Source organism: Thioalkalivibrio sp. ALMg13-2 (genome assembly GCF_000381185.1).
GTDB classification, from domain to species: domain Bacteria; phylum Pseudomonadota; class Gammaproteobacteria; order Ectothiorhodospirales; family Ectothiorhodospiraceae; genus Thioalkalivibrio; species Thioalkalivibrio versutus.
Genome location: NZ_KB906126.1, coordinates 14,808 through 30,596 on the forward strand (window position 1 = coordinate 14,808; position 15,789 = coordinate 30,596).

The 15,789-nt window shown below is 65.3% G+C and carries 18 protein-coding genes and 1 pseudogene; 11 read left to right on the forward strand and 8 right to left on the reverse strand.

Features of this window, described 5'->3' with window-relative positions; all coding sequences use genetic code 11:
* Positions 1–7: 7 nt before the first annotated feature.
* From F618_RS14950 to dapC, 3 genes and pseudogenes are all read right to left on the reverse strand, one after another.
* A pseudogene (locus tag F618_RS14950) lies at positions 8–361 on the reverse strand (ArsC family reductase).
* Positions 354–1,175: a 2,3,4,5-tetrahydropyridine-2,6-dicarboxylate N-succinyltransferase gene (gene dapD / locus F618_RS0112935; RefSeq protein WP_018145491.1), complete on the reverse strand. Its 822-nt coding sequence runs from the start codon at positions 1,173–1,175 to the stop codon at positions 354–356. Before dapD ends, F618_RS14950 begins: the two are co-directional and overlap by 8 nt.
* A gap of 45 nt (positions 1,176–1,220) precedes the next feature.
* Positions 1,221–2,414 carry a succinyldiaminopimelate transaminase gene (gene dapC / locus F618_RS0112940; RefSeq protein WP_019568813.1) on the reverse strand — a complete coding sequence of 398 codons (1,194 nt, stop codon included), beginning with the start codon at positions 2,412–2,414 and terminating at the stop codon, positions 1,221–1,223.
* A gap of 233 nt (positions 2,415–2,647) precedes the next feature.
* Here dapC and F618_RS0112945 point away from each other — a divergent pair, with 233 nt between their 5' ends.
* The 4 genes from F618_RS0112945 (at position 2,648) to F618_RS0112960 (ending at position 5,013) form a co-directional block, all read left to right on the forward strand.
* A complete protein-coding gene (locus tag F618_RS0112945) occupies positions 2,648–3,025 on the forward strand; it encodes a helix-turn-helix transcriptional regulator (protein WP_019568814.1) in 378 nt (125 codons plus the stop codon).
* A gap of 112 nt (positions 3,026–3,137) precedes the next feature.
* On the forward strand, positions 3,138–3,608 hold the full coding sequence (locus F618_RS0112950; protein WP_019568815.1) for an ArsI/CadI family heavy metal resistance metalloenzyme: 471 nt from the start codon (positions 3,138–3,140) through the stop codon (positions 3,606–3,608).
* A gap of 29 nt (positions 3,609–3,637) precedes the next feature.
* The gene (gene arsB, locus F618_RS0112955; protein WP_019568816.1) at positions 3,638–4,729 is read left to right on the forward strand and encodes an ACR3 family arsenite efflux transporter; all 1,092 of its coding nucleotides are present in this window, start codon (positions 3,638–3,640) and stop codon (positions 4,727–4,729) included.
* On the forward strand, positions 4,726–5,013 hold the full coding sequence (locus F618_RS0112960) for a CC/Se motif family (seleno)protein (RefSeq protein ID WP_019568817.1): 288 nt from the start codon (positions 4,726–4,728) through the stop codon (positions 5,011–5,013). Before arsB ends, F618_RS0112960 begins: the two co-directional genes overlap by 4 nt.
* A gap of 121 nt (positions 5,014–5,134) precedes the next feature.
* Here the strand turns inward: F618_RS0112960 and F618_RS0112965 are convergent, their stop codons facing one another.
* From F618_RS0112965 to F618_RS0112975, 3 genes are all read right to left on the reverse strand, one after another.
* The gene (locus tag F618_RS0112965; protein ID WP_019568818.1) at positions 5,135–5,866 is read right to left on the reverse strand and encodes a glycosyltransferase; all 732 of its coding nucleotides are present in this window, start codon (positions 5,864–5,866) and stop codon (positions 5,135–5,137) included.
* Positions 5,867–5,871: 5 nt separating this feature from the next.
* Positions 5,872–6,192: a rhodanese-like domain-containing protein gene (locus F618_RS0112970; RefSeq protein ID WP_018169933.1), complete on the reverse strand. Its 321-nt coding sequence runs from the start codon at positions 6,190–6,192 to the stop codon at positions 5,872–5,874.
* Between the two features lie 324 nt (positions 6,193–6,516).
* Positions 6,517–7,170, reverse strand: coding sequence for a Crp/Fnr family transcriptional regulator (locus F618_RS0112975; protein WP_019568819.1), 654 nt, complete (start codon positions 7,168–7,170; stop codon positions 6,517–6,519).
* Positions 7,171–7,856: 686 nt separating this feature from the next.
* Between F618_RS0112975 and F618_RS0112980 the strand changes: the two genes are divergently transcribed.
* The 4 genes from F618_RS0112980 to F618_RS0112995 all read left to right on the forward strand — a co-directional run bounded on the left by F618_RS0112980 (position 7,857) and on the right by F618_RS0112995 (position 13,413).
* On the forward strand, positions 7,857–8,897 hold the full coding sequence (locus tag F618_RS0112980; protein ID WP_019568820.1) for a fatty acid desaturase: 1,041 nt from the start codon (positions 7,857–7,859) through the stop codon (positions 8,895–8,897).
* Positions 8,898–9,913: 1,016 nt separating this feature from the next.
* Complete coding sequence (locus F618_RS0112985) at positions 9,914–10,090, forward strand: CsbD family protein (RefSeq protein WP_019568821.1); 177 nt, start codon at positions 9,914–9,916, stop codon at positions 10,088–10,090.
* 136 nt (positions 10,091–10,226) lie between these two features.
* Complete coding sequence (locus tag F618_RS0112990; protein ID WP_019568822.1) at positions 10,227–10,835, forward strand: PAS domain S-box protein; 609 nt, start codon at positions 10,227–10,229, stop codon at positions 10,833–10,835.
* Positions 10,836–10,857: 22 nt separating this feature from the next.
* Positions 10,858–13,413, forward strand: coding sequence for a chemotaxis protein CheB (locus tag F618_RS0112995; protein ID WP_019568823.1), 2,556 nt, complete (start codon positions 10,858–10,860; stop codon positions 13,411–13,413).
* Between the two features lie 134 nt (positions 13,414–13,547).
* Here F618_RS0112995 and F618_RS0113000 read toward each other — a convergent pair whose 3' ends face one another.
* Both F618_RS0113000 and F618_RS15725 read right to left on the reverse strand, forming a co-directional pair.
* Entirely contained in the window at positions 13,548–13,862 is a 315-nt protein-coding gene (locus F618_RS0113000) for a BON domain-containing protein (protein WP_019568824.1), read from the reverse strand.
* A 117-nt stretch (positions 13,863–13,979) separates the two neighbouring features.
* Entirely contained in the window at positions 13,980–14,138 is a 159-nt protein-coding gene (locus tag F618_RS15725) for a DUF3309 family protein (RefSeq protein WP_019568825.1), read from the reverse strand.
* 862 nt (positions 14,139–15,000) lie between these two features.
* Between F618_RS15725 and F618_RS16650 the strand changes: the two genes are divergently transcribed.
* The 3 genes from F618_RS16650 to F618_RS0113020 form a co-directional block, all read left to right on the forward strand.
* Positions 15,001–15,300 (forward strand): transposase, encoded by a 300-nt coding sequence (locus F618_RS16650; protein WP_019568827.1) that lies wholly within the window; start codon positions 15,001–15,003, stop codon positions 15,298–15,300.
* Positions 15,301–15,332: 32 nt separating this feature from the next.
* Positions 15,333–15,506 (forward strand): hypothetical protein, encoded by a 174-nt coding sequence (locus F618_RS16655; RefSeq protein WP_155998038.1) that lies wholly within the window; start codon positions 15,333–15,335, stop codon positions 15,504–15,506.
* Positions 15,507–15,551: 45 nt separating this feature from the next.
* Positions 15,552–15,789, forward strand: a 238-nt coding sequence (locus tag F618_RS0113020; RefSeq protein ID WP_019568828.1) for a transposase, incomplete at its 3' end; no start/stop codon positions are given.

Genomic DNA, 15,789 nt, shown 5'->3' on the forward strand with positions numbered 1-15,789 from the left:
GAGTGCCTCAGGCCGCTCCCCACCGGGCCGCAGTCTCGGGGGGCCAGCCGACGGTGATCGCGGTGTCCTGTTCGATGACGGGCCGCTTGATGAGCGCCGGGTGTTCAAGCATCAGCGCGATGGCGCGTTCCGCATCCAGTCCCTAGCGCTGATCGTTCGGGAGTTGGCGCCAGGTTGTGCCCCGCCGGTTGACCAGGGTCTCCCAGCCGACTGCGTCGACCCAGCCGCGCAGCCGATCCGCCGCCAGCCCGTCCTTGCGAACGTCCACGAAACGATAGCCCACGCCGGCCGCATCCAGCGACCGGCGGGCCTTGCGGACGGTATCGCAGTTGGCGATGCCGTAGAGCGCGATCTCAGACATCCCGCAGCAGGGCGTTCAGGCCCACCTTGGCCTTGGTCTTCTCGTCTACGCGCTTCACGATCACGGCGCAGTACAGCGAGTACTTGCCATCCTTCGACGGAAGGTTGCCCGAGACGACCACGGAGCCAGCCGGCACGCGGCCGTAGAGGATCTCGTCGTTCTCGCGGTCGTAGATGCGGGTGGACTGGCCCAGGTACACGCCCATGGAGATGACCGCGCCTTCCTCGACGATCACGCCCTCGACCACCTCGGAGCGCGCGCCGATGAAGCAGTTGTCCTCGATGATGGTCGGGGCGGCCTGCAGCGGCTCCAGTACGCCGCCGATACCCACGCCGCCGGAGAGGTGCACGTTCTTGCCGATCTGGGCGCAGGAGCCGACCGTGGCCCAGGTGTCCACCATCGTGCCTTCATCGACATAGGCGCCGATGTTCACGTAGGACGGCATCAGCACGGTGTTGGGGGCAATGAAGCTCCCGCGACGGGCGGTGGCCGGGGGCACGACGCGCACGCCCGCCTCGCGGAAGTCGCGGCTGGAGGTGTCCGCGTACTTGGAGGGTACCTTGTCGTAGTAGTTGGTGAAGCCGCCCTTGATGAACTCGTTCTCGGAGATGCGGAACGACAGCAGCACGGCCTTCTTGAGCCATTCGTTCACCACCCAGTCGCCGTCCTTCTTCTCGGCGACGCGGGCACGGCCGGTGTCCAGCATATCCAGCGCCTCGTTCACGGCGTCGCGGACGTTGGTTTCCACGTTGCGCGGGTTGATGTCGGCGCGGCGTTCAAAGGCGGCTTCGATGGTGCTCTGGATATCGGACATTAGGTATTCCCTTTAAGGCAATGAAAAATAAATTGATGAGTGGCGTTAACGATAAAGCGCGGTGATCCGCTCGGCCGCCTCGATGCAGGCGGCGGGCGCGGCGACCAGCGCCATGCGCACGTGTCCGGCCCCGGGATTGTGCCCGGTCTCCGGGTCGGTCCGGGAGAGGTAGCGCCCCGGCAGGACCGTGACCCCCGCCTCGCCGTAGAGGCGTCGGGCAAAGCCCTCGTCGTCACCATCCGGCACGCGCGGCCACAGGTAGAAACCGGCGGCGGGTGCTTGGACGTCGATCACCGATTCCAGAATCGGGACCACTGCAGCGAATTTCTCGGCATAGAGGGCACGATTCTCGGCCACGTGGGCCTCGTCTGACCAGGCGGCGCGGCTGACGGCCTGGGTCGGCGGCGGCAGGGTGCAGCCATGGTAGGTCCGGTACAGCGCGAAGCGGTCGAGCAGGGCCGCATCGCCGGCCACGAAACCGGACCGCAGCCCCGGCAGGTTGGAGCGCTTGGACAGGCTGTGAAAGACGATGCAGCGCTCGAATGCGGCGTTGCCCATGCGCGCCGCGGCCCCCAGCAGGCCGGCCGGCGGCTCGCCATCGGGGTGGTAGATCTCGGAGTAGCATTCGTCCGCCGCGATGATGAAGTCATGGCGCTCGGCCAGGCGGATCAGATCCTGCATCGCGGCCTCGGACATGCAGGCCCCGGCGGGGTTGCCCGGGTTGCAGATGTAGACGAGCTGCACGTCCTCCCAGGTGGCCGCGTCGACCGCCGAGAAGTCGGGCAGGTAGCCGTTCTCTGGCGCCAGGTTGTAGAAGGCCGGCGTGGCCCCGGCGAGCAGCGCCGCGCCCTCGTAGATCTGGTAGAACGGATTCGGCATCAGCACGCGGGCGCCGGGCTTCTCCGCCACTACCGCCTGGGCAATCGCGAACAGGGCCTCGCGGGTTCCGCTGACCGGAAGCACCTGCCGTTCCGCGTCCACATTGCCGAGATCAAACCGCCGTTGCAGCCACGCCGCGATGGACTCGCGCAGGGCCGGTTCGCCGCGTGTGGTCGGGTAGTGGTTGAAGCCCTGGAGGGAGGCCCGCAGGACGGGTTCGACGAAATCGGGCAGTGCGTGACGCGGCTCGCCAATCGACAGTGCGATGGGCTCCCGGTCCGCAGGCGGTTGCAGGTCCGCGAACAGCCGGCGCAGGCGTTCGAACGGATAGGGCTGTAGCCGGTCCAGGCGCGGGTTCATGGCGGCTCGGGCGTCGTGGTCGGAGTTGAACGGAAGACCGCGCAGTATACCGGGCCTCGATGCCCCGCGGGAAAACCCCGACAGACCGGCGGCGACCGGGTGGTCCGGCGCGAACCCTGCAGGCTGAGCGGGGAGGCATCGGGCGGTTCTTGAGAAAGAAGTGCGCGCCCGCGGCAACGGCGACTGGGTCCTGTCACTTGACAACGATACAAGGAGCGTTGAAATATCGGCCTATGGACAAGGTCACCGCCACCCACATGTTCGAGTCGCTGGCCTCCGGCATTCGCCTGGATATCGTGCGCCTGCTGGTGCGTTATGGCCACGATGGGCGGGTCGCCGGCGAAATCGCCGAAACCCTGGAACTGCCGCGCACGAACCTCTCGTTTCACCTCAAGACCCTGACGCAGGCGGGCCTGCTGACCGTCACGCAGGAAGGGCGCTACCAGCGCTATCGGGTGAATCTCGACGCGATGCAGGACCTGGTCACCTACCTGACCGAGAACTGCTGCGCGGCCGACGCCGACGGCTGCGCGTTGCCTGCGGCCCTGGACTGTGCAGGGGATACGGAAGCCACAGCGGCTCGGCCAGTGGCGGGCCGGCACGTTCGATAGACCACGCGCCCGGGTGGGGACTGCAACAACCGAGCCAGGCCGGGTCCACCCGGGATGACCCGTGGGACCCCGGGCCGATCCGCGAGATGGAGTGAATTGAGGAGTCTGATCCATGAAGCGCATGCACCTGCACGTTTCCGTGCCGGAACTGGAACCGGCGATCCGCTTTTACTCGCAGCTGTTCGCGGCCGAGCCGAGCGTGGTCAAGGGCGACTACGCGAAATGGATGCTGGAGGACCCGCGGGTCAATTTCGCGGTGTCGGCCCGCGGTGCGCCGGTGGGCCTCAACCACCTCGGCATCCAGGCCGAAGAGGTGGGCGAGCTCGAGGAGCTGGGCCAGCGTCTGGACGCCATCGACGCGGACGTGCACGAGGAGATGGGCACGCATTGCTGCTACGCGCAATCCGACAAGTACTGGACCACCGATCCGGCCGGGATCGCGTGGGAGAGTTATCACACGCTCGGGAGCATCCCGATGTTCGGCGCACAGGATGAAGGGACCGGTGACTGCTGTGTACCGGAAGGGACATCAACCGTCTCGTGCGGGCCAACTAGTGACAATGAAGCCAAGGGTTGCTGCTGACGCGTTACCCGGGAGATACGGAGGAAGCAATGACCGACCGGAACGCCTCCGTCGAGGAGATCTCGACGAAGGAAGGCATGGGGATCTTCGAGCGCTACCTGAGCGTGTGGGTGGCGCTGTGCATCGTGGCGGGCGTCGCCCTGGGGCAGTTCCTGCCGGTGGTGCCGGAGACCCTGTCGCAGTGGGAGTACGCCCAGGTCTCCATCCCGGTGGCCATCCTGATCTGGGCGATGATCTACCCGATGATGGTGCAGATCGACTTCTCCGCCATCCTCGGCGTGCGTCGGGAGCCGAAGGGCCTGGCCATTACCACCTCGGTGAACTGGCTGATCAAGCCGTTCACCATGTTCGCGATCGCCTGGTTCTTCTTCATGGTGGTGTATGCCGCCTGGATCCCGGAAGACCTGGGGCGTGAATACCTGGCCGGGGCGATCCTGCTGGGCGCGGCGCCGTGTACCGCGATGGTGTTTGTCTGGAGCTACCTGACCCGCGGGGATGCCGCCTACACGCTGGTGCAGGTGGCGGTGAACGACATCATCATGCTGTTCGCCTTTGCCCCCATCGTGGTGCTCCTGCTGGGCGTGTCCAATATCCACGTGCCCTGGGACACGGTCGCGCTGTCGGTGCTGCTGTACATCGTCATTCCGTTCGTCGCCGGCTACCTGACGCGCATCTGGCTGATCCGCAAGAAGGGCATCGAGTGGTTCGACAACGTGTTCATGAAGCGTCTGGGCCCGGTCACGCCGATCGGCCTGCTGGTGACGCTGGTCCTGCTGTTCGCCTTCCAGGGCGAGCGCATCCTGGAGAACCCGGGGCATATCGTGCTGATCGCGATTCCGCTGATCATCCAGACCTTCCTGGTGTTCTACATCGCCTACTACTGGGCCAAGGCGTGGCGGGTGCGTCACGCGGTGGCGGCCCCCGGCGCGATGATCGGCGCGAGCAACTTCTTCGAGCTGGCGGTGGCCGCGGCGATCGCGATGTTCGGCCTGCAGTCGGGTGCCGCGTTGGTGACCGTGGTGGGCGTGCTGGTCGAGGTGCCGCTGATGCTGGCGCTGGTGCGCATCGCCAATCGCACCCGCCACTGGTTCCCGGCGGACACCGAGGCGAGATCGGCATGACCGCGATCACCCTGACCGACGCCGCGCGCGAGTGGCTGGCCGGGCAGGGCGGCGAGGTGGTGCTGCGATGGTCCACGCGCCACGGTTGTTGTGGCGGACAGGCGGCGGTTCCAGTGGCCGAGCGCGGCGGGCCCCGCCGGGCCGACGGCTACACGGAGCGCGAGATTGAAGGGATCCGGGTCCATGTGGCGGGGGACCTGGGTCCGGGCCCCTACCGGATTGACGTCGAGGGCCTGTTTAGCTGGCGTCGCCTGGTGGTGGAAGGGGAGATGGGGCGGCGTTGATACTCGGGGCGGGGGAACACGATGTCCGAACGAATTCAGGTCGCGGTGGATCGATGGTTCGGTGGCCGACGTTGTCGACATCCTGATCACCGGGGCCCGATTTCGGCGTTCGGTCTCTTTCTTACTGCCGTCGTGGGCGGGTGTACCAGAACCAGCTGAGGCGGCGGGAACGCAGGCTCCAGGGGAACAGCAGGACCTGCGTCACCACGAGGACGTGGCGACCTGGATGAAACCAGTCCGCCTTGCGGCCGGAGGTCAGTACGGGCGTTTCCAGGATCTCGACGCGCTGGCCGTGCGCGTGGCCCCAGCGTCTCAGCGCGCGGGACAGGAACACCTCTTCCCCCGCGTACACGGCCTCGCTGAAGCCGCCCACCGCCGCGAAGGCCTCGCGAGTGCAAAAGACGTAGCAGCCAGCTGCGAGAGCCAGGCGCGCGGAGAGGGTGTTCCACGCGGTGGCACCCCAGCGATAGATCCGGTGGCTGAGGTGGTCGAAGGTCACCCGCGCGCCACCCCCACAGACCTCGCCGCTGTCCAGCGCGTCCAGTGTTGCCTGCAACAGGGCGCGGTCGGGCCAGGTGTCGGCATCGACGAACAGGAGGTAATCGCCGCAGGCTACGGCCGCGCCGGCATTGCGGGCGCGGCTGATGCGGCGCTCGGGTTCGAACACGACGCGGCATCCCGCGGCCTGGGCAATCTGTGGCGTGCGGTCGGTCGAGGCGTTGTCGACCACGATGATCTCGCTGTTCCGGTCAATGCCGGATAGCGCTTCCTGCACCGCCGCCAGGGTGCGCGGCAGCCATTCGGCCTCGTTCCAGGCCGGGATGATGATCGACAGGGCCGGTCTGCGGGACACGCGGTTCAGTAGGTCGGCATGTGGGGGTCGACATCGCGCGCCCAGGCATCGACGCCGCCGGTCAGGTTGATCACGTGCTGGAATCCGGCCCGGTCCAGGAATCCGCAGACCTGCTGGCTGCGCACCCCGTGGTGGCAGATCACCACGATCTCGTCCTCGGCGTTCAGATCCTGATAGGCCGTCGGGATCTGGCCCATCGGGAGCAGTTGCGAGCCCCCGATGTGGCAGTGCTCGTATTCCCAGGGCTCGCGTACATCCAGGAGCAACGGCGGGTGCTCCGCCTGGGCGAGGTAGTCCTGTAGTTCTCGGGGAGACATCTGGCGCATGGGTCGATCCGTGCCTGAGTAAGCCCGCCACGCTAGGGTGCGGCGGGCCGGGGCGCAAGAAACACGATCATTACCGCGTCGAGGGGGATTGACCGGCATGCTGTCGCGGAGGGAGACACCCATTCATGGGTACGGCGGGTCGAGGCGCCCGGGATCGTATCGTGTGGTTTGCGGCAGGAGGGCTGGCTGGAGGTTGCGGCGGTTCTTGTATAACTGCGGCGATGGGGAGGCGTGCGAGAGCATGCGAATGGCACCCGGGCCCGCGACGTTCGTGGTGGATGGGCCCGGCACCAGGCGCTGCATCCATGGCGATCGCGGGGGCTGTCAGCGAGACACGCTTAATCGGCCTCCCGTTTGCAGGTCAGGCGTCGTCGACAGCAGACGATGGTATTCCGCCCGCACCGCCGCATAGCATTCACAGGCACACGCTTCCAGACCGGGCCGGTCGAGCACGGTGATGTGCCCGCGGTGATACTCGATCAGGCCCGCTTTTTGCAGTTTTCCGGCTGCGCAGGTGATGCCTTCCCGGCGCACGCCCAGGATATGGGCGATCAGTTCCTGGGTCATTTCGAGGGTGTTCGCGTGCAGACGGTCGAGATTCAGGAGCAGCCAGCGGGCGAGTTGCTGGTCCAGGGTGTGGTGGCGGTTGCATACCGCCGTTTGTGCCATCTGGGTCAGCAGCGCCTGGGTATAGCGCAACAGCAATTGCTGCATGTGCCCGCCGTGGGTGAACTCGTCTTTCAGGACCTGGGCCTTCAGCCGGAACCCGTGTCCGGCGCTGTGCACGACAGCGCGGCTGGATGTGCTCTCGCCGCCCATGAACAAGGAGACCCCGATCATGCCCTCGTATCCAACCACGGCAACTTCGGTCGTGGCGCCATCCTGCATCACGTTGAGGAGGGACACGATGGCGGTGGTGGGGAAGTAGGCGTAGCGCATCGGGTGTCCGGGCTCGGCGAGGACTTCCCCCAACGGCATGGGTACCGCCTCCATGTGCGGGGAAAGATGCGCGTAATCGTCGAGCGGAAGTCCTGCGAGCAACTCGTTCGCGCGAAGTCTATCGGAGTACGGCATCCTGGCCCCCCTGCCCGAAGGTTGAATCAGTACATAAGCCCCCCCCGGTGGCCGCAAGCGCGACGGTGCCCCATCGCTGCTGGCTGAAGTGTTCATGGATTCGATCGTTACAAAGCCATGTTGCTTTAATAGCCTCACGGATGCTGGGCGTCAACGCTCTATTTACGTAAACGTGAAGCTGACAGGATTCTTTCGGGGGGCGTCCACTCGCATGCGTGTCGCCCCGGGCCACGCGGAGCCGAGCCTGAATGGCGGGCAGATCGAGTAACACCCGGGTGCTACAGAGGTTTGGACGTTCCACGTTCAATGTGCGTGTCCGATTGGCGTGACTAGGGTGTCTGCACGGCCTCGCGGAGGCGAGCAGACGACAAGGTTCGTGGGGGGGAGGGGCCGAAACTGCCATGGTACTGCGGGCGCAGTGTGTGGGATCGAACATACAGTGAGCGCGCCTGGCCCCACTATAGGCTGGAAGTGTACGGCTTTCGGACCCGCTCCTGTATCGAGACCGAAAGCCCGGTGTTAGAAACCGGCTCGCCGGCGGTGGGGTGCGAACCCGGCCGCTGGAGTCGAGCCAAGTACGGAGTCCCAGCATGGAGCCACAAGCAGCGGTTGTCGAACCCGTCGATGATCCCCGAGCGTTACAGCGCGCACTGTCCGCATATCGTACGCCGCTTCTCGCGCGCAGCGTGTTTGAACTGGTCGTTACCGTGATCCCGTTCGTCCTTTTCTGGTTTCTGACCTGGGCCAGCGTGAGCGCCGGCTACTGGGTCGGCCTGGTGCTGGCCATTCCCGCTGCCGGATTTCTCGTGCGGCTGTTCATGATCCAGCATGACTGCGGGCACGGGTCATTCTTCCCGTCCCGGCGCGCGAATGACTGGGTGGGACGGGCGCTGGGCATCTTCACGCTCACGCCCTACGACTTCTGGCGCCACACGCATGCCCTCCATCACGCGCACTCCGGCAATCTGGACCGCGCGGACGAAGGGAGTATCGATACCCTGAGTGTGCGTGAATACCAGGCGCTGTCTCCTTCGCAACGCCTGCGTTACCGGCTGTACCGGCACCCGTTGATCCTGTTCGGCCTGGGGCCGGCCTACCTCTTCTTGTTGCACAACCGCATGCCCGTCGGGTTCATGCGCGGCGGATGGATGCCCTGGCTGAGTACCATGGGCACCAACGTGGCGATTGCGCTGGTCGTCGTGGCGATGATGTCGCTGGTGGGTGCGGGCGTCTTTTTCCTGGTGCACCTGCCGATCGCGGTCCTGGCGGGTGCGGTCGGCGTCTGGCTGTTCTACGTGCAGCACCAGTTCGAGAAGACGCGCTGGGCGCGCGATCCGGATTGGTCTTTCCAGGAAACGGCGCTCTACGGCAGCTCCTATTATGATCTGCCCGCCCCGCTGCGCTGGATGACCGCGAATATCGGGATCCATCACGTCCATCACCTCGCCAGCCGTATCCCGTTCTACCGGTTGCCCGAGGTGCTGAAGGATTATCCGCATCTCCGCTCGGTCAGTCGTGTGACGCTGAAGGAAAGCCTCCATGGCGCCCGGCTTGCCCTTTGGGACGAGGAACGGCAGCGTCTGGTCCCCTTCGAACACGCGAACGTGCCGACGGCGCCGGTACGCGCCTGAGCGTTCAGCTCGACCTCTCCGGCAGGGTGCGGGCCCCGTCCGTCGGGTGCGGAGGGCGGTCCTGCGAGTCGGTGAGGGTCTCCAGGAGGCAAAACCGGCGCAGCGACCACCCGGGCAGTGCTTCCCGAGTTTGGGGCCGGGGGATGTTTCGGCTGCCAGGCAAGGCCGCAGACGGCAACTTCGCAGCGACGATGCCGGACCTATCGAAGTCCGAAGAAGCCCAGTATGAAGAGGACGATAACGATGGCGCCGACGATGTAGATGATCTGGTTCATGAGGCTTTTCCTTGGTCTGGGCGGGTTCAGCGACGTGGGCCGGAACCCGGGGATTCGACTTTCAGGGTATGCCTGAACGGATCGCGCGTCGGTGCGCAAGCGCACAGGGGACGTCGTGGCGCGTTCGGGACGGGCCGCGAGTCATTGGGGTCCAGCACGCGGGCCGGCTTGTGGCGCGCCGGCGTTCTCACGGCTGGGCCCCGGCTTCGATGCGGCGCGCATCCGGGGCGTTTTGTGTTCGGTAACACACAGACCCAGGGGATGGGGCCGGCGTAGCCTTAAGGAAACACTGATCAAGGTACACGTTCGCGTTGGTGCCCCAGGTTTTCCGAGACAAGGCGCGTCGCGCAGCGGGTAGTGGTTCTACCGGCAAGGGGTGCAACGCAGGATCGGGGAACCTGGGGCATCAACCCCACAAGCCATTGAAAGATGGGGCTCGGCCGCCCGTTGTTGACGAAAACGGGCGCGCGCACGGCGTTGCGGCTCTCTTGTGCAGAGTGCTGCACGGCAGTCACCGCGCCTTGTTCGCACACCAAATCGACTCGAGCGCGAACGAGTACCTTGATCAGTGTTTCCTTAAACTCGCGAAATTCCGCGAACGCGGGGATTCGTTGCTCGGGCGGGCCGGGAGCACGCGCCGAAAGCGGACAGGCACGACCGTAATGGAACCACTGCACGGCCGCGCGGCCATCCCGAACGAGACTCCATGAGCGTCGACCGCTAAAGGAACGGGAGGAGAACATGAACAAGGACCAGATCAAGGGCCGCGTCGAAGAGGCGAAGGGCCAGGCGAAGCAGAGCACCGGCAAGGCACTCGGCAACAAGGAGATGGAACAGAAAGGGAGGGCTCAGAAGGCGGGTGGAAAGCTCCAGGCGGGGTACGGTGACCTGAAGAAGGACATCAAGGATTCCACCTGATCCGGGATGCCTGCGGGCCCCATTGGCCAACGGCCTCGTTGGCGGGAGCCTCCGCGGCCAGCAGGACGACCGGCGACCGGGCTATCATGGGGGAGTCAGTGGCGGTGGCTACTGGACGGATTGGATTGGAGGACCCATGCAGAAGCTGAGCCCGGAGTTCGAGAGACAGTTGCGTTTGCGCCAGGACGCCGAGAGTCGGTTACGCGAGGGCTCAGCTCCGCCCAATGGGGGCTGGACGGTGGGACCGGATTCGCTGACGCTGCTCTACCGGCTGGCGAGCGACCCGGATACCGCAGCGGACGCGCTCAGGCTGCTGAGCGAGTTGCAGACCCACCAGGTCGAGCTCGACCTGCAGCATGCCCAGCTTCGAAGCGACCAGGAGGAGCTGGACCAGGCCCTGGCTCGTTACCGGGGGCTCTACGAGTTTGCCCCGGTGGGGTACCTGGTCGTCGGGCTCGATGGGATCATTCTCGAAGGCAACCGTGCCGGAGCCGAGTTGCTCGGCACTGAAGCGGATGGGCTGGAGGGGCAGCCGCTCGCGTCGTGGTTCGAGCAGGGTAGCCAGCCGGCCGTCCAGGGAGTGGTCGATGCCTGCCGTGAAGGCGCCGCGGGTGTCTGCTGCTCGGTTGCATCCGGCGGACGAGGGCGCAGCGACGCCGAGCCGTTCCAGTTGACCGCGACCCTGGGCCCGGGGGGCGAGGAGGTATTGCTGGTGATCGCGAGGTCCGAGCCATCGCCGCGATGAGCCTGGCCGGGAGGGGCTGAGCATGGGTCATCGTTCCCCTGTCGATGCCCCGGCGGCGCTGCGCATTGTCGGTATCGGGGCGTCCGCCGGGGGGCTGGTCGCGCTGGAGGAGTTCCTGCAGCGGATACCGGCCGATGGCGGTATGGCGTGTATCGTGGTGCAGCACCTTGATCCCACGCAAAAGGGACTGCTGCCCGAGCTGTTGCAACGGGTCACCGAGATGCCGGTGTGTGCGGCGGAACAGGGCATGCGCATCGAGCCGGGACACGTGTACGTGATTCCGCCGAATACCGAACTCACGCTGGTCGGTACCACGCTGCATCTGGCGGAACCCGCCGAGCCGCGGGGCATGCGTTTGCCGGTCAATATCCTGTTCTCGTCCCTCGCCACTGGTCAGGGCGAACGGGCCATCGGGGTGGTGCTCTCCGGCATGGGCTCGGACGGTACGGCGGGGCTGCAGGCCATCAAGGCCGTAGGCGGTCTGACGGCGGTGCAGGACCCCGAATCGGCCCAGTTCGATTCCATGCCCAGAAGCGCGATCGAGGCGGGCTGTGCCGATATCGTGGCAACGCCGAGCGAGCTGCCGGGGCGGATCCTGGCCGTCATGGCACACCCGAGCGAGGCGGGCGCCGGTTCGGACGAAACGCCACCACCGGAGGCCGCCTCGCCTCTGGAACGGATCGTGACCCTGTTGCAACAACGTATCCGCCATGACTTTTCGCTGTACAAGCCGAGCACGTTAAAGCGGCGGGCGGAGCGGCGCATGGCCATTCATGGCCTCGCCTCTCTGGAGCAATACGCGGAGTTTGTTGAACACAATTCGCAGGAGGGCGAATTGCTGTTCAAGGAGCTGCTGATCGGCGTGACCAGCTTCTTTCGCGATCCCGCAACCTGGGAGTATCTGGCCGGGACCGTGCTGCCCGAACTCCTGGAACGGCGCAAGGGGGAAGACAAGCTCCGTGCCTGGGTGATTGGCTGTTCGACTGGCGAGGAGGCCTATTCGCTGGCCATGGTGTTCACGGAGGTCATGGAGCGGGCCCCGGACCCGCATGGCGTCACGCTTCAGATCTTCGCATCGGATTTGAGCCCGGATGGCATTGCGACGGCGCGCAGAGGCCAGTATCCGCTGTCGATCGCGGACGATGTGTCGCCGGAGCGGCTGGCCCGCTTCTTTACCGCGCACGAACGCTACTATCAGATCAACCAGGACATCCGGGACATGGTGCTGTTCGCGCAGCATGACGTGATCCTGGATCCGCCCTTCACCAAGCTCGACCTGATTGCCTGCCGCAACCTGCTGATCTATTTCGGGCCGGTGCTGCAGCGGAGGCTGCTACCCCTGTTCCATTACATCCTGCGCCCGGGGGGCGTGCTGTTTCTGGGGACTTCCGAGACCGTCGGGCAATTCAACCATCTTTTCACCCCGATCGAGTCGCGCCTGCGGTTCTACCAGCGCCAGGATCACGTCCCCATGGGCGGACGTGATTTCCTCCTGCGTGCGTTCCCGCCGCTGTCCGGCCCGAACAAGGAGCATCCCGTGTCTTCCACCGAGGTTTCTTCGCGACCCACCGACGAGCTACAGGCGGCGGCCGACCAGGTCCTGCTCCAGGTCTACGCGCCCGCCGCGGTCGTGCTCAACGGGGAAGGGGACATCGTGTACGTCAGCGGCCACACCGGGAAATACCTCGAGCCGGCGGCCGGAAAGGCCAACTGGAACATCTTCGCGATGGCCCGCGAAGGCCTGGGTGGGCCCCTGGCCAGTGCACTGAAGAAGGCGGCCACGAGCGACCACCCCGTGCACCTGCACAGCCTGGAGGTGCCCACGCACGCCGGGGTGCAGCGCGTCGATGTGACCGTGCATGCCTTTCATGACCCATCCCCCTTGCGCGGCATGACCATGGTCATATTCCGCGATCTGGCACCCAGTAGCGCCGGACACGGGGGACGCAGTCCCAAGGGCAAGGGCGGCAGGCCGGCCGCGCATGCCGCCGAGCTGCAGCAGTACCGGGCCGAGATCGAGTCCTTGCGCGAGGAGGCGCGAACCTCGCGGCAAGAGTCGCAGGCGGCCAACGAGGAACTGCAATCGGCCAACGAGGAACTGCAGTCGACCAACGAGGAGCTCAACAGCTCGAAGGAAGAGATGCAGTCCATGAACGAGGAACTGCAGACGATCAATGCCGAGTTGCAGGCCAAGCTGGACGATCTCGCGCTCGCGCAGAGCGACATGCAGAACGTGCTCAACAGCATCGAGATCGCCATCCTGTTCCTGGATCAGAATCTGCATGTCCGGCGTTATACCGAGCAGGCTGCCAAGATTTTTCGTCTTCGGGAAGGCGATGTTGGCCGGCCGCTCAGCGATCTGACCACCAGCCTGGAATACCCGGAACTACAGGACGACGCGCGCGATACCCTACGCACACTGGCCACCTCGGAGAAACAGATCACGGCCGACGACGACCGCTGGTTCACGGTACGCATCATGCCTTATCGGCGGGTGGACAACGTGATCGACGGGGTGGTGATCACCATGGTCGACATCACCGAGACCAAGAGGCTGGAAGCCGCGCTGCGGGAGTAGGGAAACCGATGGCGGCCCGCCCATCTGGGCGGGCCGCCATGGAACATGGACGAGTGGAGGCGCGTCACCGCGATCGCGTCGTCGGCAGGGCGGCCGAGCGCGCGTATCGGGGGCCGGCCTGTCGCGTCCGGTCGCTATTTGAGCTGCATGTCGTTGTCGACCGATCTTACGCCCTCGACGCCGCGTGCAATCTCGACGGCCTTGTTGATGTCCTCCTGGGAACTGACGAAGCCGCTCAACTGCACCCGCCCCTCGTACGTCTCGACGCTGACTTCGAAGCCGCTCAGGGATGGCTCGTTGAACAACGCCGCCTTCACCTTGGTGGTGATCACGCTGTCGTCGATGTACTCGCCGGCAGTCTGTCTTTCACCCGATCCAGCGCAACCCGCGAGGAGCAGGGCCAGCAAGAGGGTCAGGAAGATCGGGGGCAGATATCGCAACTGTCTCATTTCTTGTACTCCAGATGGGTATGGACCCAGTCACCATGGACTGTCTCGGTCAGGAGCCGCCCTGGGTTCGGGGTGTCGGTGGTTGCGTGTCCGTTCCGTGGGCAGGAACGACTGGATCTATATCCGGCCGGTGAGTAGCAGGATGAGAAGGATGATCAGTACGACTCCGATCACCCCGCCCGGGGCATAGCCCCAGTTCCGGCTGTGCGGCCACGTGGGGATCACGCCGATCAACAGAAGGACAAGGACGATGAGCAGGATGGTTCCCAGTGACATGGCGTTTCCCTCCGGGTAACGGGCCTTTGCGGCCGGGTATTCGTGACTAGCACTGTCGGAAAGTCTGGCTCGCGGGCGCGCCAGCGTCTGTACGATGCCGCACAGATCGCGTCCCGCCGCGGCTTCCGGCGTTTTCCGGCAGGGGATTGAATGCGGGTTTTCCGGGGTGATCGACGGAGATGTTTGGGGGCGACATTCGCACGCCCGTTTGTTCGGCGGCGCACAGAGTCACCACGGGTGGGATGGCAATCTGCTCCAGTACCGTGGTCCGGACCGCGGATCGACACGGTCCGGGGAGCAGGCCGTCGGCCTTCTGTCGGGGAGAACCCGGACGAGAGGGTGGCGAGCGCGCTCCCCGGAACTCGCATCCCGTCCGGAGACAGGAGAGATCATGAGCGCCAACGAGTTCGGAGACGCCGCGGGGGATGACGCCGACCGCATGGGCCCCCGCGCAAACGGGCCACCTGACCCTGTCTTTTCCAGGGCGGCCCTTGCCAGAATCTGGGCCGGGCAGCACCGCCTGCGAGAGAGACTGCGCAACGCCGGTACGGCGAGCGGCGATCGCCGCAACGGCTAGGGAAACACTGATCAATGTACGCACTCGCGTTGGTACCCCAGGTTTTCCGAGACAAGGCGTGTCGTGCAGCGGGTAGTGGTTCTACCCGCAAGCGGCGCAACGCAGGATCGGGGAACCTGGGGTACCAACCCCACAAACCATTCAATGCAGGGGCTCGGCCGCCCGTGCTTATCAAAAACGGGCGCGCGCACGGCGTTGCGGCTCCCTTGTGCAGAATGACTAAAGTGGACCCCGAAATCAGGACACGGGTTTAAGCTTATTGCCGGGCCGATTTCGAAGGGACCGATGATGCCGAAGCAGAAGCGTACTACGCACTCCCCGGAGCTCAAGGCGAAGGTGGCCTTGGAGGCGGTGCGGGGACTGAAGACGGCCACCGAGATCGCGCAGGAATACGGGGTTCACCCGGTGCAGGTCAGCCAGTGGAAGAAGGCCCTTTTGGAAGACTCGTCGACGCTGTTCGATCAGAAGCGGGGTCCGAAGCCGAAGGCCGAGTACCAGACGGATGAGAAACTCTACAGCGAGATCGGCCGGTTGAAGATGGAGCTCGACTGGTTGAAAAAAAAGTCCGGGATCGGCCTGCCGTGACGCGGCGGAGTTGGATCGACGCTTCGGACGCAATGCCGCTGACTCGGCAGTGCACGCTGGCCGGTGTGGCCCGATCCACCGTTTACGCGCAGCGGACACCCCAATCGCCGGTGGCCCTGGATCTGGAGTTGTGCCATGCGCTGGACGCGATCTACACGCGCTGTCCGTTCTATGGAAGCCGCCGCATGGGGGTTCTACCCCGTTAAAGCGGACACTTACGAGAAGGCCCATACTGGGCCGAAGGAGTGTTCATGTCGAAACGTAAACGTTACACCCCGGAATACAAGCGGGAAGCGGTGGAGTTGGTTCGTCGATCGGGCACAAGCTGCCGGCAGATTGCCTTGGAGCTGGGTATCAGTCCGACCCTGCTGACCCGCTGGGTTCGGGAGGCGGAGGCCGGGGCCAGCAAGGCCTTTTCCGGTACCGGGACGCCAAGGGATGAGGAGGTCGCGCGTCTGAGGCGCGATCTGGCCCGGGTGACCAAGGAAC